This window comes from Tessaracoccus flavus (genome assembly GCF_001997295.1).
GTDB lineage: Bacteria > Actinomycetota > Actinomycetes > Propionibacteriales > Propionibacteriaceae > Arachnia > Arachnia flava.
On the sequence record NZ_CP019605.1, the window covers coordinates 461,365 to 476,365 of the forward strand.

The following is a 15,001-nucleotide window of genomic DNA, read 5'->3' on the forward strand; positions in this document are numbered from 1 at the left end:
GGCTGATAGTGACAAGCCTTGAGGGAGGCAACATGTACAAGACATCACACACGCGCCGTCACCGCAACCCCCCATCAGGATCGGTGGTGGTGGGTATCGATACCCATCTGGACATCCATCACGCGGCGTTGGTGGATGCGGCGACCGGTGCTCCGGTGGCTGACCAGCAGTTCCCGGCCACCCCGGCCGGCTATCTTGAGTTGCTGGACTGGGCTGTGGGTCATGGCAGGGTCTCGCGGGCCGGGGTGGAACAGACCGGCACCTATGGTGCCGGGTTGAGCGCCGTGTTGCATGCTGCCGGGATCGAGGTGATCGAGATCAACCACACCGAACGAGGTGACCGGGCCCGGCACGGGAAGACCGATGAGCTCGACGCGTACCGGGCGGCGACCGCGGCGGCGGCCGGCACCCAGAAGGGCCTAGCCAAGCACTATCATCCCGCGATCGCCGCGCTACGACCGTTGATGGTGCTGCGGGCCCATCACCGGAGCTCCAGGCAGCGGGCCTGGGGCCGTGTAGGCGGGATGCTGGTGACCTGTCCCGACGACCTCGCTGACCAGGTGCGGGGGTTGAACTCGGCCCAGAAACTGGCCCGGATCGCCGCGTGGCGTCCCGACCTGACTCGTCTCCACGACCCTGTCAACAGTTACAAACTCGCCCTCAGGGACCTCGCCCGTGCCTGCCTCGACCATGATCGGGCCATCGTCGAGATCGATGCGCAACTGCTCAGGATCCTCACCCCGATCGCGCCGACCCTGCTGGCCCAGCATCATGTCGGGCCAGTGACCACTGCCCAGTTGTTGATCACCGCCGGTCACCCCGGCCGGATCACCTCCGGTGACGCGTTCGCCAAACTTGTCGGCGTGGCACCACTGCCCGTTCAATCCGGAAAGTCCAGCCGGTGGAGATTGTCGCGCTCGGGCGACCGGCAAGCCAACAGCGTCATCCACCGCGTCGTCATCGGACGCCTCGGAACCGACCCGCGATCCAAGACCTACATCCAACGCCGAGTATCCGAAGGAAAGACCCGCTCCGAAGCCATCCGAGCACTCAAACGACACGTCACCCGAGACCTCTGGACCGCCCTCCAAACAGACCTCAACAACCTCCCCCACACCACTTGACAGACCATAAGACCTTCGCGGCCGTTCGTCCCTCACGGCCGCTACTCAGGGAGACGTTGAATGCGGAGCCGTTCGTTCCTCACGGCCGCTACTCAGGGAGGCGTGTGGGGGCGTGGCTGGTTCCTCACGGCCGTTACTCAGGGAGACGTTGAACGCGGAGCCGTTCGTCCCTTACGGCCGCTACTCAGGAAGACGTTATTGGTGGGAGGAGGGCGTCGAGTTCGCTGGCGAACTCCCAGGCGTCCTCGAGGTCGGCCAGGCCGGCCGGGGGCTGCTTGTCGGATCCGTAGGCGGTCGCGTTGCGCACCAGCCGCAGCCACTCGAAGCCGTCCGTGTCGAATCCCTTGAGGAGCTTCGCAGCCGCCTGACCCGTCGCCGCGTGACTGCCGGCGCTCTTGGCGCGGAAACCGTGGTCCAAGAGGAGGGCGGTGAGTTGCTTGCGGATCGAGTCGTAGGCCAGCGAGAACGCGCCCGCGGGGTCGGTGTGGCCGATCATCCTGGAGCTTTGGAGATGCGCCCGCGCCTGCTCGCGCAGGAGCGCCACCTGCTCGGGGTCGCGGGCCACCGTCTCGATGCGGCGCTCGCGGATGAGGTCGGCCAGATCCTGTCGCACCATCGTCCGAGCCTACTTCTCGCCCAGATCGATCGGCACCAACGGGCCGGCCTTGACCGTGCTGGCGAACCCCGAGCTGGGCCGTTCCCACTCCCCGGGATCCAGGATCGTGAGGTTGACCTCCTGGCGTAGGGCCGCGGTCGCTGCGCCCTGAGCCTTGGCCGCGGCTCGGCGGGACACCTTCCCGACGAGCAGCACGTCTACGTCTTCCGGCTGTGGGCCAGGTTCCCCGAGACGGCGCGCCGCCCACGATCCATACACGTAGGCCCGTTCCAGCCCCGGCAGGTCACGCAGCAGGGCGGGCAGCACCGCCACCGGGCCGTAGGTCAGCGTCAGCAGTTCGGTGAGAGGCGGGGCCAGCGGATGGGTCCCGCTGGCCCGCACCAGACGCGCCCTACCCACCCGCCGCTCCTCCAGCAGCCCGCCGGCCGCCAGTCGCTCGACCTCGCTGTGCACCGTCGTCAGAGGGGCCTTGAGTAGGCGGGCAAGATCACTCAGCGTGTGCTCGTCGTCGGGGTGGAGGAACAGCGACGCGAGCAACTCGCCCTGGAGGTCGCTTCGCAGCAGCGGGGCGAGGGTGGGCGGTGCTTGTTTCACAGAAACAGAATAACTCTCCCGCTTCCCGGAAGTGGCGACGGTAGCGAGAGCCGGAGAATGGCGGTGGCTAGGCTGGGGCCATGAGTGTCACCGAGTCCGTCAACGCCGTCCTGCCGTCTGTCATCGCCGATCTGAAGCGACTGATCGCCATCCCGTCGGTGTCGTCTCTGCCCGAGCACCACGACGACGTGCTCGCCGCCGCAGATACCGTCGCCGACCTGCTCCGCGGGGTTGGGTGCCCGGAGGTCAGGCTGCTGGACGGTGGCGGCAAGCCTGCGGTCTACGGTCACTTCCCGGCCCCCGAGGGCGCGCCGACGGTGCTGCTCTACGCCCACTACGACGTCCAGCCCACAGGAGACGCTGCGGGATGGACCACCGACGCCTTCAGCCCGATGGAGCGCGAGGGCCGTCTGTACGCGCGCGGATCTGCCGACGACAAGGGCGGCATCGCCGTCCACCTGGCGGCGCTGCGCGCCTTCGACGGGAAGCCGCCGGTTGGCGTCAAGGTGTTCATCGAGGGCGAGGAGGAGATCGGCTCGCCGTCGATGAAGGACCTCCTCGACGCCCATCCGGAGGAGACCAGCGCGGACCTGTTCATCATTGCAGACTCCATGAACTGGCAGGTCGGCCAGCCTGCCCTCACGACGACCCTCCGCGGACTCATCGATGCCGTGGTGACCGTGTCGACGCTGGAGTCGGGCGTCCACTCCGGACAGTACGGAGGCCTCGTGCCGGACGCGGTCACGGCTCTGTGCCGGCTCCTGTCGACGCTGCACGACGAGGAGGGCAACGTGGCGATCAAGGGCCTCGTGCAGGACCCCGACCCCGAGGTGGATTACGACCACGACGCGCTGCGCGCGGAGGCGGGCGTCCTCGACGGCGTCGAACTCTTCGGCGACGGCAAGGCCTCGGCGCGCATGTGGACGAGGCCGGCCGTCTCCATCGTCGGCATCGACACGACGAGCATCAAGGACGCGTCCAACACGCTGATCCCGAGCGCCCGCGCCAAGGTCAGCGTGCGCATCGCGCCGTCACAGGACCCGGTCGCTGCCGAGGCCGCGCTGCGCGAGCACCTGACCGCCAACGCTCCCTGGGGCGCGCGGGTCGAGATCGACCCGGAGCGCGGCGGGTCCGGCACGCGGATCGATCTGAGCGACCCACGCGCGAGGGTCGCCGTCGAGGCGCTGGAGGAGGCTTTCGGCGTCGCCCCGGTCGAGATGGGGGTCGGCGGCTCCATCCCGATCGCCAACGAGTTCGCCGAGCGCAACCCCGGGTCGCTGGTGCTCCTGACCGCAGTCGTCGATCCGACGTCGCGCATGCACGGCCTGAACGAGTCGCTGGACATGGGCGATTTCGCCAAGGCGGCGCTCGCCGAGACGATCCTGTTGGCCAACCTGGCCACATGAGCCTCCCGGCTGCCGACGCAGCGGTGCGCAGGGCCGACGAGGCCGCGCGCTCGGTCGTCGAGGTTTTCGGGCAGCGTGTATTCGGGTGGGTGCCGGGCACCCACCTGGGCGCGGTCGCGCGCCCTGGCTCGGACGGTGGCGAGTGGCACTACTGGTGGCAGGCGCACTTCCTCGACTGCCTGCTCGACGCGGCCGAGCGAGACTCCCCGTCGGTGTCCACGGGGCTCATCGGCCGCCAGCACCGGGGGATCTGGCTCCGCAACGGCATGCGGTTTCGTAACTCGTACTTCGACGACATGGCCTGGCTCGCGCTCGCTTGCCAGCGCGCTGGGCTGTCGACGGGGCGGCTTCACGCGGATCTGCGCTCAGCGGTCACCGACGAGTGGGGAGGCGGCGCCTTCTGGCACCGGGCGCGTGACTTCAAGAACACGGCGGCGACGGGACCCATCGCGCTGTACCTGGCCCGGTCCGGTGACCACGGGACTGCCCGCACGCTTGTGGGCTGGCTGCAGACCCACCTTCGTGACCCGGGTACGGGGCTTGTCAGGGACGGGTTACGGCTCGAGGGTGGGCCGAGTCCCGTGCTGGTGCCGCACGTGTTCACCTACAACCAGGGGCCGATCCTCGGAGCGATGCTGGCCCTCGGCGACCGGGCGAGCCTCACGGCCGCAGCCGAACTCGTCGACGACGTCGCCCGGCACCTCGTCCGCCCCGGCACGTCCGTGCTGATCACCCACGGGTCGGGGGACGGCGGACTGTTCACCGGGATCCTCACGCGCTATCTGGCTCTCGCCGCCTGCGACGCGCGACTGCCGTCGTCGGCGAGGGAGCAGGCGTCGGTTCTGGTGAGGGACACGGCTGAAGAGCTGTGGCGGGGCAGGGAGACCCGGGGCTGGCGGGGCCGCCCGGTTACAGTCTTCCCCAGCGACACAGGAGACCCGCGCGTCCCTCACCGCGTGGAACTGTCCACCCAGCTGCAGGCCTGGATGGCGCTGGAAGCGGCGGTCCGCCTCCGTTGCCTAGCCGACGGTCTCGACGTAGAACCTGCGCTCGACCAGATGCGTCTGTAGGGCGGCGGGGAGCCAGGGGAGGATGTCAGCCGGGAGGTCGTCGAGGGCGAACCAGGCCAGCTCGGAGGTTGCCTCTCCCGGGGCCAGCTCGCCCGACCACCGCCTGGCCTCGAAGAAGAAGTTGAACCCCTGGGCCCGTCCGAGGGTGTAGGGCACGTCGAAGCGCTGCAGCCCGACGTGCACGAGGTCGTCGGGCGACAGGCGGGCGCAGACCTCCTCGCCGGCCTCGCGTGCGGCGGCCACCGGGGCCGGCTCCGCGTCCTCGATGTGCCCGCCGGGCAGGTTCCACAGCCCGTCGGCGAGCGAGGTCCCGCTGCGGCGCGCGAGCAGTACACGGTCGGCGTCGTCTCGCAGCGCCACCCAGGCGATCAGCTCCATGTGCCCATCTAACCCGGTAGCGTTGGCGCGGACGAAAGGACCGGTCAATGCGGATCGAGCGCGACTCCCTCGGTGAGATGAGCATCCCCGACGACGCCTACTGGGGCATCAACACCGCACGGGCCATGGAGAACTTCGCCATCAGCCGCCGCACCATCAGCGTCTATCCCGACCTCCTCATCGCGTACGCCCAGGTGAAGCAGGCCGCCGCGAGGGCCAACAATGAGCTGGGGGTGCTCGACGACGAGCGCGCGGGCCTCATCGACCGGGCCTGCCAGGACATCATCGACGGCGAACTGCACGAGCAGTTCGTCGTGAGCGTGATCCAGGGTGGAGCCGGCACCTCGACGAACATGAACGTCAACGAGGTGATCGCCAACCGCGCCCTCGACCTTGCGGGCAGGCCGTTCGGCGACTACGAGTTCATCTCCCCGAACGACCACGTCAACAAGTCCCAGTCGACCAACGACACCTATCCGAGCGCCGTGAAGTTGAGCGTCGCCTACGGCGTCTATGGGCTGATGCAGGAGATGCGGCTGCTGCGTAACTCGTTCTCGCAGAAGGGCAGGGAGTTCCGGGATGTCCTGAAGGTGGGCCGCACCCAGCTCCAGGACGCCGTGCCGATGACGCTGGGCCAGGAGTTCCGGGGGTTCGGCACCACCATCGGGGAGGACGTCGACCGCTTGGAGGACGTCCGCGAGATGCTGCTGGAGCTGAACCTCGGTGCGACGGCCATCGGCACCGGCATCGCGGCGTCGAAGGGGTTCGGCGAGGCGGTCATGCGGCACCTGCGCGAGATCACGGGCTACGAGGAGCTGAGGCAAGCCGCCGATCTCATCGAGGCGACGAGCGACACCGGCGTGTTCATGTCGGTGTCGTCGGCGATGAAGCGGGCGGCCATGAAGCTCTCCAAGATCTGCAACGACCTGCGCCTCCTCAGCTCCGGCCCGCAGACCGGCCTCGGCGAGATCAACCTCCCGGCTGTCCAGGCGGGGAGTTCGATCATGCCCGGCAAGGTGAACCCGGTGATCCCGGAGGCCGTCAATCAGGTGGCCTTCATCATCGCCGGCGCGGACGTCACGATCTCGATGGCGTCGGAGTCCGGCCAGCTCCAGCTCAACGCGTTCGAGCCGGTGATGGCGCACGTCCTGCTGCAGAACTCCACCTGGCTACGCCGGGCGGTACGGACGCTGCGCATCAACTGCGTCGACGGCATCACCGCGAACGAGGAGCGGCTCCGCTCCCAGGTGGACCAGTCCGTCGGGGTGGTGACCGCGCTCATGCCGCAGCTGGGATACCTCAATGCGGCCAAGCTTGCGAAGGAGGCGCTCAAGGGAGGGACGTCGATCCGTGATCTGGTCCTCGACCGGGGCCTGCTCAGCGAGTCAGAGGTGGAGCGGGCGCTGGAGCCGTCGGGTCTGTCCGGTGGCATCTTCGACACTGGACCAATGCCGCGGATGACCCCCGAGCTGATCGCCGAGATGGAGAAGCGGCTGGACGAGGCCGACCGTCACAACGAGGCGTGACCGCCGCACAGCCGATCGATGGCCCCGTCGTACTCTCGTCGTAGCCTGTCGACGAGCTCGGCCACCGACGGCACGTCGTCGATGGCGGCGACCCCGTGCCCGGCCGACCACACATCGCGCCACGCCTTCACGTCCTCGGATTCCGCAGGGGGACCGGCCGGATCGACGCCCGCGGCCTTGAGGCTGGAGGAGAGGAAGTTGGCAGGGATGCCGCTCACCGCGGGGGTGTAGACGATGTCTGAGGCGGCGGCTGCGACCACCTGCTGCCGGTAGGCCTCCGGCGCGGCCGACTCCCTCGTCGCCAGGAAGCGTGTCCCCATGTATGCGAGATCGGCGCCCATGGCGAGGGCGGCCGCGACGTCGGAGCCGGAGGAGAGGGACCCCGAGAGCGCGATGATGCCGTCGAACCAGGGCCGGACGCTGGCGAGGAGCGCGAACGGATTGAGCGTGCCGGCGTGGCCGCCCGCGCCGGCCGCCACGAGCACGAGCCCGTCCACTCCAGCACCGGCCGCCTTCCGTGCGTGACGCAGGGTCGTCACGTCGTGCAGGACGATGCCCCCGTAGCCGTGGACGGCCTCGACCAACTCCGGGACCGCGCCGAGCGAGGTGATGACAACCGGCACCCGATGGGCGACGACGGCGGCGAGATCGTCCTGGAGCCGGGTGTTGGTGGGGTGGACGATGAGGTTGACGGCGTAGGGGGCGTCGTCGTCGGAGAGTGCCGTCTCGATCTCGGCCAGCCATTCGTCGAGACCGGCGGTGGTGCGCTGGTTGAGGGCGGGAAAGCTCCCGATGACCCCCGAACGGCAGGCCGCGACCACCAGCTCAGGCCCTGAGACGAGGAACATCGGGGCGGCCACGACGGGCAGCCGCAGTCGATCCTTCAGGGGCGCGGGAATCGGCATTGGTTCTCCTCAGTTCGGGCGGGTTTGTTCAGGATGTCGGCACCCTCGTTGCAGACGCCAACGGGGATGGGGCGACGCCAACCGGGACGCGACAACGCCGACGAGACCCATCGTCGCCCGCGACATGTCGAGGGTGACGATGGTGGTCGTCGGCGAGTTCGCGTCAACGTTGGCGTCAGGCGTTCTGCATTGGCGTCAGGACCACAGTGGCCGCTGCGGCTCGGTCAGGAGTCGAGGTTTTCCGCGACCATCGACGAGATGAGCTCGACGGCCTCGGCGTTCTCCGACTCGATGCTGACCTCGGCACCCTTCTCGGCGCCCAACGTCATGATGAGGAGCGACGAGGCGGCATCGACGCTCGTGCCGTCCATGGAAATGGTGATGTCTTCGTTGAAGTTGGCTGCGGCAGCCGCGATCAACGCTGCGGGGCGGGCGTGGAGTCCGACGCCGGAGCCAACTTTCACAGTCTTGTTAGCCATATCAGGCTCCTTTCGGGGGTCCGATCCGCCTCATTGCGGAAGGCACTGGGCAAGCATACCCGGCCGTGAGAAGAGACTTTGGGGCACCCGTTCGGGGCGGTAGGTTGCTGGGAGATCACCGAGTGGATGGAGCAGCATGGGGCGGACCGTCAGCGGCACCGGAGTTGTGGCAGGCGTCGTGAAGGCGCCGGTGGTGTGGTTACGGACCGCGCAGATATCTCCCGAGCCGTGCGCACCGGTCGAGCAGCAGGAGAGGGAGGCGGAGGCGGAGCGGTTGCGCGAGGCGGTCGAGGCGGTGGCCCTGGGGTACGAGGGGCGGGGAGCCCGAGCGGACGGCCAGGCAGCAGAGGTGTTGTCCGCCACGGCGGCCCTGGCCCGGGACCGCGGCTGGTTGCGGCCGGCCTTGGGTCAAGTCAGCGCCGGCCGCCCTGCCGTGGCGGCGATGGCGTCCGCGATCGATGAGTTTGTCGCAGTCTTCACCCAGATCGGCGGCGTCATGGCCGAGCGCGTGGCGGACCTCCGCGACATCCGCAACCGCATCGCCGCGAGGTTGGCAGGCAACCCCGAACCGGGGCTTCCCCACCCAGACCAGCCCTCGATCCTGCTCGCGGACGACCTGGCACCCGCAGACACCGCGGATCTGGACCCCGAGCTCTTCATCGCCATCGCCACCCGCCTCGGTGGCCCGACGGGCCACACCGCGATCATCGCGCGCCAACGAGGCCTGCCGTGCCTGGTGGGCGTGACCGACCTCGACGAGATCCGCGACGGGGAGACGGTCGTGCTCGATGGCGAGGCCGGCGTCATTCACCGCGATCTCGGTAACGCCGAAGCCACCCGGCTGCTCGACTCCGACGCCCGACGCCGCGCCGTGACCGATGGCTGGCACGGACCCGCCCATACCGCGGACGGCGTCAACGTGGAGTTGCTGGCCAACGTGGCCGACGGCGACTCGGCCGTGGCGGCCGCAGCGGCCCCGGTCGAGGGAGCAGGGCTCTTCCGGACTGAACTGGGCTTCCTCGGCGCGCCGACCGAGCCCAGCGTGCACGACCAGGCGGAGCGGTATTCCGCCGTGCTGCGTGCCTTCGGTAGCCGCAAAGTGGTGGTCCGCACTCTCGACGCCGGAACCGACAAGCCGGTGCCCTTCGCATCGCTCCCCGATGAGCCCAACCCTGCACTGGGCGTGCGCGGCCACCGCCTCACCCGTGCCCAGCCGGGGCTTCTCTCCCGCCAACTCGACGCCATCGCCCTCGCGTCCGCGGAGGGGCCGGCGCCCTGGGTCATGGCCCCGATGATCTCCACCGTCGACGAGGCGGCGGAGTTCGCGGCGCAATGCCGCTCGCGCGGACTCACCCCGGGGGTCATGGTCGAGGTGCCCGCCGCCGCGCTGATGGCGGACCGCTTCCTCGAGGAGGTGGATTTCGTCTCGATCGGCACGAACGACCTCGCGCAGTACACGATGGCCGCGGACAGGCTCTCGCCCGAGCTGGCGCCGTTGACCGACCCGTGGCAGCCGGCGGTGCTCAAGCTGGTGGCGATGACGGCCGACGCGGGCCAGCGTGCCGGCAAGCCGGTCGGCGTGTGCGGAGAGGCGGCGTCCGATCCCATCCTGGCGTGCGTGCTGGTGGGCCTCGGCGTCACCTCGTTGTCGATGGCGCACCTGTCGGTCCCATCGGTGGGTGTGCAGCTGGCCGAGGTCACGCTGGCGCAGTGCCGAGCGGCCGCTCAGCAGGCGTTGTCAGCCCCGACGGCCGCCGCCGCCCGTGAGGCGGCCAGGGCTGAGTTGACTCGGTAGTCGTACCGCTCCCTGAGCTTGTCGAATCGCTCCCTGAGCTTGTCGAGTCGCTCCCTGAGCTTGTCGAACTCGGTCCCTGAGCTTGTCCAATCGCTCCCTGAGCTTGTCGAAGGGTAACGGCCCTGCTGCCTTCCGCCGCCCCTGCCCACAGGGCGGTGATCGCGGATCAGGCCGTAACCCTTCGACAAGCTCAGGGATCAGGGACCGAAAGCTCAGGGATCAGGCGCCAAGCTCAGGGATCAGCGGCTACAGATCAGGATCGCCGGAGCCAGACGGTGGCGTCGGTCGGGAGCTCGTCGTCGACCGGCATGCTGGACAGTACGACGTCGAAGCCCTCGGGCAGCGGCATGGGTGCGCCGAGCACGTTCGTCATCACCCGGATCGGCCCGTTGTCGAACGCGACGATGTCGTCGCCCGCCTCCACCCACGTCATCTCGCCGGAGCCGAGACCGAGTTGCCTGCGCAGCGCGATCGCGTCGCGGTACATCGTCCACGTGGAGCCGGGCTGGTCGATCTGCTGATCGACGGCCAGTGCCCTGTAGGACTCGGGTTGGGGGAGCCAGGTCTCGCCGGTGGGGGAGAAGCCGAGGCCCGGAGCGTCGGCCTCCCACGGGATGGGGATCCGGCAACCGTCGCGACCGACGTGCGCGTGTTCGGACCTGAACCAGGTGGGGTCCTGTCGGAGTTCGTCGGGCAGGGTCGTGTGCTCGGGCAGCCCGAGTTCCTCTCCCTGGTAGATGTAGGCGGATCCCGGCAGCCCGAGCATCAGGAGGGTGCCTGCCCGCGCCCGGCGGAGGCCCACCTCGTTGTCCGGCTGCTCGTCGCGGATACCGAGTCCCTCGTGGCTCGACCCCGGATCGGAGAGCCCGAAGCGGGAGACGTGACGCACGACGTCGTGGTTGCTGAGCACCCACGTGGTGGGAGCACCGACGGCGTCGTCCGCGGCCATCGTGCGGGTGATGATGTCGCGGTAGCTCGCGGCGTCCCAGCGGCTGTCGAGGAACTGGAAGTTGAACGCGGTGTTCATCTCGTCGGGCCGGAGATAGAGGGCGAGCCGCTCGGGATCGGCCACCCAGGCCTCCGCGACAAGGGTGCGGTCGCCGTCGTACTCGTCGAGCACCTTCCGCCACCGGCGGTAGATGTCGTGGACGCCGTCCTGATCCCACATGGGGCCGCCTCCGCCATCGAGGAGCGCCTGCTCCGCGTCGAAGTCGGGGAGGCCGTCGGCCTTGACCAGGGAGTGGGCCACATCGACGCGGAACCCGTCCACGCCCTTGTCCAGCCAGAATCGGAGCACGCCGTCGAAGGCTTCGCGGACGCGCTCGTTGGACCAGTCGAGGTCGGGTTGCTTGATGTCGAAGAGGTGGAGGTACCACTGCTCGGGCGTGCCGTCGGGGGCGGTGAGCCGGGTCCATCCCTTCCCGCCGAAGACGGAGGTCCAGTTGTTCGGAGGCTCGGACCCGTCGGGCCCCTTGCCGTCGCGGAAGAGATACATCTCACGCTCCGGGGATCCCGGCCCGGCCGCGAGCGCGGCCTGGAACCACCGGTGCTCATCCGAGGTGTGGTTGGGGACGAGGTCGACGAGAACCCTGAGCCCCAGTTCGTGGGCCCTGCGGATCAGCCGCTCGGCGTCGGAGAGATCACCGAAGAGCGGGTCCACCGCTTCGTAGTCGGCCACGTCGTACCCGGCATCGGCCATCGGGGACTTGTAGAACGGCGAGAACCAGACGGCGTCCACGCCGAGGTTCACGAGGTACTGCAACCGGTCGATCGCGCCGGGAAGGTCGCCGTAGCCGTCGCCGTCGGAATCGGCGAAGGAGCGGGGGTAGATCTGGTAGATGACGGCGTCTCGCCACCACTGTGCTGTCACGTGTGAGGTCCTGTCGACTGGCGGATGATGAGGTCGGGGTGGAACATCATTTCGGTGTGTTCCAACGGCAGGCCGCGCATGGCGGCGAGCAGAGCGCTGACGGCTGCCTGGCACATGGCCGGCAGCGGCTGCCGCACCGTGGTGAGCGCGGGCGAGGTGAACGCCATCAACGCCGAGTCATCGTAGCCGACCACCGAAATATCGCCCGGCACGTCGAGCCCGCGGGCCCGCGCCTCGCGGATGGCGCCGAGCGCCATGACGTCCGAGCCGCAGATGATCGCGGTGTGGCCGCTCTCGTAGAGTCGGGCGGCGGCCGCCTGCCCACCCTCGACGGAGAAGATCGTCGAGGCGATCGACGTGCGCGGGAACCCCAGCGCCCGGAACGCCGCCACCTTGCGCTGCGTCGGCAGGTAACGCTCTTGGCCGACCGCCAGCCCGATTCGTTCGTGGCCGAAGGAGCGCAGATGCGCCACCGACATGGCGACAGCCCCCGCGTCCGAGGACGAGAAGAACGCGCCGGGCACAGTCTCGTCGTACCCGTTGATGAAGACTGCCGGCACATCCCCCGCCACGCGGCGGTAGTGCTCGGGGGAGGCGAGGCTGTCGGCGAGGGTGCCGGAGACCGAGATGATCCCGGCGACATTCACGCTGAGGAGCGCGTCGAGGTAGCTCACTTCGCTCGTCGCGCCGGGACCGGAGGTGCAGAGGATCATGTGCCTGTCGGCGGCTGACAGCTGGAGCGACAGCTCCGTTGCAAACGCGGCGAACGACGGATTGGCAAGTTCGGGGAGGATGACGGCGACGAAGCCCTCGTGAGCGGGCGTCTCGTCTTCCAACTGGTAGCCGAGTGCCTCGATCGTGGAGATCACCTGCGCCCTGGTGGTCTTGGCTACGCCCGGCTTGCCGTTGAGCACGCGGGAGACGGTAGCGGTGGATACACCTGCGGCGGTGGCCAGGTCGGCCAACCTCGCGCGCGACGGAATCACGGTTACTCCCCTTCGAGATGAACAGTTCTAGATGTTCATAGTGCGTCCGCTTTGCAGCCGCTTGCAAGACTTTACAACGGAATTGCAGCGGATGAGCCCAATGTGAGGGTTGTTTCATCTCCTTGGCTCTCGCTGACTGTGTCGGTACCGTCGAGGCATGAACATCCGACGCGTCTCACTGTCACTCATCGCAAGCTCCGCCTTGGCCGTCGTGGCGTGCGGTGCCTCCGAGGGGCCCACCGGCGACACGTCTCCGATCACCCCCGGTCCCGTCGTCGCGACGACGTCGTCCCCCGACGGGGGAGTGGGTGACGGCGCGTCGCCCACGTCCTCATCACCGGCCGCGGCGGCTTCTGAGCCGTCGTCGGCTCCGGTTCAGTCGACGGGCGAGGGCGCCGAGGAGATCAACGCCTCTGCCCTGCAGGCGGTGTCGACGGCGGAGGAGTCCGCAGGTGGCGCGGCAGTCAAGCTCGATGACGAGGACTTCGACCGGGCCTGGGAGATTGATGTGCTCGTCGGGAACCGGGTGGTCGAGGTGAAGGTGAACCGGGAGGGCACCGAGGTGCTCGAGACCGCGGATGACGATGCTCTCGACGACGGAGAGACCGCCCAGCCCGGCGACCTGATCGCCGCAGCCGAGGCCGCGCTGGGGCACTCACCCGGCGTCATCGACGATGTGGAGCTCGAGACCGACGACGGTGTCCTCTACTGGAGCGTCGAGCTGGACGGTACCGATGGTGGCGACGACGTGGAGCTGCGGGTCGACACCCGGACCGGTGCCGTCACTCCGGAGGGCTGAGCGCCCCCATTCTTTGGATCGTTACAACTTCGTTATGCAACGATGTTGCAAGCGTTTCAAAATCCGTTACGCTTCTGGAAGGACGGGTTGCATTGGTGCGATCCGGACACAGAAGGAGAACCACATGCGCAAGAGCCTTTTCGCCGCTGCCGCGGTTGGGCTTTCGTTGACGCTCGTTGCCTGTGGAGGCGACGCCAGCGAGACGACGACCACCCCCACCCCCACGGACACCGCCACCGCGGTTGCCACCGAGACCACCACTGCCTCTGAGACCGCCGCCCCCGGCGCCGCTGGCACGCTGACGATCTGGGTCGACGACACCCGCGTCGATGCCTTCAAGACCCTCGGCGAGGACTTCCTCGCCCAGACCGGTGTGACCCTGGACGTCGTCCAGAAGCCCACCGGCGACATCAAGACCGACTTCATCGCGCAGGCTCCCACCGGCGAAGGCCCCGACCTCATCGTCACGGCGCACGACGCCATCGGCGACCTGGTGAGCAACGGCGTCATCAGCGCGGTCGAGCTCGGCGACAAGGTGGACGCCTTCTCCGACGTCGCGACCCGCGCGGTCAGCCTCGAGGGCACCATGTATGCGGTTCCCTACGGTGTTGAGAACATCGGCCTCGTGCGCAACAACGCCCTGGTCCAGGACACCCCGGCCACCTTCGACGAGCTGATCGCTCAGGGTAAGGCCGTCGAGGGCGCGGAGTTCCCCATCGTCATCCAGCAGGGCGAGGGCGGCGACCCCTACCACCTGTACCCGCTGCAGACCTCGTTCGGTGCACCGGTCTTCAAGACCGACGAGAACGGCGACTACATCGGCGAGCTTGCCATGGGCGGCGCCGAGGGTGAAGCCTTCGCCACCTACATGAAGAAGCTCGTCGACGAGGGCGTTCTGTCGGCCTCCATCGGCGGCGACCAGGCCAAGCAGGCCTTCCTCGACGGCAAGTCCCCGTACATGATCACCGGCCCGTGGAACACCACCGAGTTCGCTGCTGCGGGCATGGACATCAGCGTGCTCCCGGTCCCGTCGGCCGGTGGCCAGCCCGCTGCCCCGTTCGTCGGTGTCCAGGCCGTGTTCGCCTCCTCGCAGTCGGAGAACCCGCTGCTCGCCAACCAGTTCCTCGACTACATGGCCTCCAAGGAGGCCCAGGACAAGATGTACGAACTCCGCGGCCTGATGCCGGCTCTCACCGAGTCCGCTGACGCCGTTGAGGACGAGATCCTCGCCGGCTTCGCCGAGGCCGGTGCGCAGGGCGAGCCCATGCCGGGCATTCCGCAGATGGGCGCCGTGTGGACCTTCTGGGGCAACGGTCAGGTTGCAATCCTCACCGGTGCTGCCGAGCCCGTCCCCGCGTGGCAAGACATGATCGCGAACATTGAGGGCGCGTTCTGAGCTAGGCTGTAGTAGCTGAACGGGGGCTGCGCCGCGCGAGTGACGCAGCCCCCGCTT

General features: G+C 68.6%; 14 protein-coding genes. 7 read left to right on the plus strand and 7 right to left on the minus strand.

Translation table 11 applies throughout. From position 1 onward, the window contains the following. Positions 1–32 precede the first annotated feature (32 nt). A complete protein-coding gene (locus RPIT_RS01990; RefSeq protein WP_077340044.1) occupies positions 33–1,124 on the plus strand; it encodes an IS110 family RNA-guided transposase in 1,092 nt (363 codons plus the stop codon). Positions 1,125–1,308: 184 nt separating this feature from the next. Here the strand turns inward: RPIT_RS01990 and RPIT_RS01995 are convergent, their stop codons facing one another. Next, positions 1,309–1,740, minus strand: a complete 432-nt coding sequence (locus tag RPIT_RS01995; protein WP_077340086.1) for a hypothetical protein — start codon at positions 1,738–1,740, stop codon at positions 1,309–1,311. Between the two features lie 9 nt (positions 1,741–1,749). Continuing rightward, positions 1,750–2,334 carry an ArsR family transcriptional regulator gene (locus tag RPIT_RS02000; protein WP_077340088.1) on the minus strand — a complete coding sequence of 195 codons (585 nt, stop codon included), beginning with the start codon at positions 2,332–2,334 and terminating at the stop codon, positions 1,750–1,752. A gap of 80 nt (positions 2,335–2,414) precedes the next feature. Here RPIT_RS02000 and RPIT_RS02005 point away from each other — a divergent pair, with 80 nt between their 5' ends. Both RPIT_RS02005 and RPIT_RS02010 read left to right on the plus strand, forming a co-directional pair. Next, positions 2,415–3,740, plus strand: coding sequence for a dipeptidase (locus tag RPIT_RS02005; RefSeq protein ID WP_077340090.1), 1,326 nt, complete (start codon positions 2,415–2,417; stop codon positions 3,738–3,740). Further along, a complete protein-coding gene (locus RPIT_RS02010; protein WP_077340092.1) occupies positions 3,737–4,810 on the plus strand; it encodes a glycoside hydrolase family 76 protein in 1,074 nt (357 codons plus the stop codon). Before RPIT_RS02005 ends, RPIT_RS02010 begins: the two co-directional genes overlap by 4 nt. On the opposite strand, the gene RPIT_RS02015 is transcribed toward RPIT_RS02010, so the two are convergent. Next, the gene (locus RPIT_RS02015; RefSeq protein ID WP_077340094.1) at positions 4,760–5,188 is read right to left on the minus strand and encodes an NUDIX domain-containing protein; all 429 of its coding nucleotides are present in this window, start codon (positions 5,186–5,188) and stop codon (positions 4,760–4,762) included. The genes RPIT_RS02010 and RPIT_RS02015 overlap by 51 nt on opposite strands. Before the next feature lie 47 nt (positions 5,189–5,235). Between RPIT_RS02015 and RPIT_RS02020 the strand changes: the two genes are divergently transcribed. Further along, positions 5,236–6,714: an aspartate ammonia-lyase gene (locus RPIT_RS02020; protein ID WP_077340096.1), complete on the plus strand. Its 1,479-nt coding sequence runs from the start codon at positions 5,236–5,238 to the stop codon at positions 6,712–6,714. Here RPIT_RS02020 and RPIT_RS02025 read toward each other — a convergent pair. Together RPIT_RS02025 and RPIT_RS02030 are read right to left on the minus strand one after the other, a co-directional pair. Further along, a complete protein-coding gene (locus RPIT_RS02025; RefSeq protein ID WP_077340098.1) occupies positions 6,699–7,619 on the minus strand; it encodes an NAD(P)H-dependent flavin oxidoreductase in 921 nt (306 codons plus the stop codon). The two genes, RPIT_RS02020 and RPIT_RS02025, sit on opposite strands and share 16 nt — an antisense overlap. A 224-nt stretch (positions 7,620–7,843) precedes the next feature. Further along, positions 7,844–8,098 carry an HPr family phosphocarrier protein gene (locus RPIT_RS02030; protein WP_077340100.1) on the minus strand — a complete coding sequence of 85 codons (255 nt, stop codon included), beginning with the start codon at positions 8,096–8,098 and terminating at the stop codon, positions 7,844–7,846. A 136-nt stretch (positions 8,099–8,234) separates the two neighbouring features. On the opposite strand from RPIT_RS02030, the gene RPIT_RS02035 reads away from it, so the two are divergent. After that, on the plus strand, positions 8,235–9,893 hold the full coding sequence (locus RPIT_RS02035; RefSeq protein WP_077340102.1) for a phosphoenolpyruvate--protein phosphotransferase: 1,659 nt from the start codon (positions 8,235–8,237) through the stop codon (positions 9,891–9,893). 253 nt (positions 9,894–10,146) lie between these two features. On the opposite strand, the gene RPIT_RS02040 is transcribed toward RPIT_RS02035, so the two are convergent. Together RPIT_RS02040 and RPIT_RS02045 are read right to left on the minus strand one after the other, a co-directional pair. After that, complete coding sequence (locus RPIT_RS02040; protein ID WP_077340104.1) at positions 10,147–11,763, minus strand: glycoside hydrolase family 13 protein; 1,617 nt, start codon at positions 11,761–11,763, stop codon at positions 10,147–10,149. Further along, positions 11,760–12,749: a LacI family DNA-binding transcriptional regulator gene (locus tag RPIT_RS02045; protein ID WP_226996313.1), complete on the minus strand. Its 990-nt coding sequence runs from the start codon at positions 12,747–12,749 to the stop codon at positions 11,760–11,762. Before RPIT_RS02045 ends, RPIT_RS02040 begins: the two co-directional genes overlap by 4 nt. Positions 12,750–12,906: 157 nt before the next feature. Between RPIT_RS02045 and RPIT_RS02050 the strand changes: the two genes are divergently transcribed. Together RPIT_RS02050 and RPIT_RS02055 are read left to right on the plus strand one after the other, a co-directional pair. Beyond that, on the plus strand, positions 12,907–13,548 hold the full coding sequence (locus RPIT_RS02050; protein WP_077340106.1) for a PepSY domain-containing protein: 642 nt from the start codon (positions 12,907–12,909) through the stop codon (positions 13,546–13,548). Between the two features lie 124 nt (positions 13,549–13,672). After that, on the plus strand, positions 13,673–14,944 hold the full coding sequence (locus tag RPIT_RS02055) for a sugar ABC transporter substrate-binding protein (protein ID WP_077340108.1): 1,272 nt from the start codon (positions 13,673–13,675) through the stop codon (positions 14,942–14,944). Positions 14,945–15,001 lie beyond the last annotated feature (57 nt).

Excerpts from the sequence above, each read along its gene's own strand:
- RPIT_RS01990 (WP_077340044.1), top strand. The coding sequence starts at position 33 with ATGTACAAGACATCACACACGCGCCGTCACCGCAACCCCCCATCAGGA.
- RPIT_RS02055 (WP_077340108.1), top strand. The coding sequence starts at position 13,673 with ATGCGCAAGAGCCTTTTCGCCGCTGCCGCGGTTGGGCTTTCGTTGACG.
- RPIT_RS02005 (WP_077340090.1), top strand. The coding sequence starts at position 2,415 with ATGAGTGTCACCGAGTCCGTCAACGCCGTCCTGCCGTCTGTCATCGCC.
- RPIT_RS01995 (WP_077340086.1), bottom strand. The coding sequence starts at position 1,740 with ATGGTGCGACAGGATCTGGCCGACCTCATCCGCGAGCGCCGCATCGAG.
- RPIT_RS02015 (WP_077340094.1), bottom strand. The coding sequence starts at position 5,188 with ATGGAGCTGATCGCCTGGGTGGCGCTGCGAGACGACGCCGACCGTGTA.
- RPIT_RS02050 (WP_077340106.1), top strand. The coding sequence starts at position 12,907 with ATGAACATCCGACGCGTCTCACTGTCACTCATCGCAAGCTCCGCCTTG.
- RPIT_RS02035 (WP_077340102.1), top strand. The coding sequence starts at position 8,235 with ATGGGGCGGACCGTCAGCGGCACCGGAGTTGTGGCAGGCGTCGTGAAG.
- RPIT_RS02030 (WP_077340100.1), bottom strand. The coding sequence starts at position 8,098 with ATGGCTAACAAGACTGTGAAAGTTGGCTCCGGCGTCGGACTCCACGCC.
- RPIT_RS02010 (WP_077340092.1), top strand. The coding sequence starts at position 3,737 with ATGAGCCTCCCGGCTGCCGACGCAGCGGTGCGCAGGGCCGACGAGGCC.
- RPIT_RS02025 (WP_077340098.1), bottom strand. The coding sequence starts at position 7,619 with ATGCCGATTCCCGCGCCCCTGAAGGATCGACTGCGGCTGCCCGTCGTG.
- RPIT_RS02020 (WP_077340096.1), top strand. The coding sequence starts at position 5,236 with ATGCGGATCGAGCGCGACTCCCTCGGTGAGATGAGCATCCCCGACGAC.